Origin of the sequence: Arthrobacter sp. TB 26, from assembly GCF_000427315.1 — a bacterium.
Taxonomy (GTDB): Bacteria; Actinomycetota; Actinomycetes; order Actinomycetales; family Micrococcaceae; genus Arthrobacter.
Genome location: NZ_AUPJ01000014.1, coordinates 1 through 611, shown reverse-complemented (window position 1 = coordinate 611; position 611 = coordinate 1). Strand labels below are relative to the sequence as shown.

1 protein-coding gene is annotated in these 611 nt (G+C 66.9%); it reads left to right on the top strand.

Features of this window, described 5'->3' with window-relative positions; all coding sequences use genetic code 11:
• Nucleotides 1–183: 183 nt before the first annotated feature.
• Nucleotides 184–611 (top strand): YcnI family protein (locus K789_RS0100245; protein WP_128081525.1); only part of this gene is annotated, 428 nt, incomplete at its 3' end.

The following is a 611-nucleotide window of genomic DNA, read 5'->3' as shown; positions in this document are numbered from 1 at the left end:
CCCCGCCTGTTCCCACCACCTGGACCAGGTCACCGGCATCGCCGTGCCACCCTCCCCCATTTTGTGCGCCTGCCGCTGGGCTGCGCGCACGCCTGAAAGGCAACCCCTGTGAAGACTCCTTCCACCTCCGTCCTGCGCCGCACCCTCACTGCCACAGCTGTGGCGGGCGGAACCGCCGCCTTGATGCTCGCAGGCATTTCCGGCGCCTCGGCGCACGTCGGCGTCACCCCGGACAAGACCGACGCGAACTCCTATGCCCTGCTGACCTTCGGAATCCCGCACGGCTGCGAGGAATCCGGCACCACGAAGGTGACCATCACCCTCCCCGCCGAACTCAACGATGCCCAGCCCACGGTCAACCCCAACTGGACAGCCGCGAAAGTCACCGAACAGCTGGCAGAACCGAAGAAGCTCGCCGACGGCACATCCATCACCAAGCGGACCAGCCAGATCGTCTACACCGCCAAGGCACCGCTGGAACCCGCCCTGCGCGATGCCCTCGTGCTCTCAGTGAAGCTGCCCGACGCCGCAGGGAAGACCCTGTACTTCCCCACCCTGCAGAACTGCCAAGTGGGTCAGACCGACTGGTCGCAGCTCCCCGCCGAGGGGCA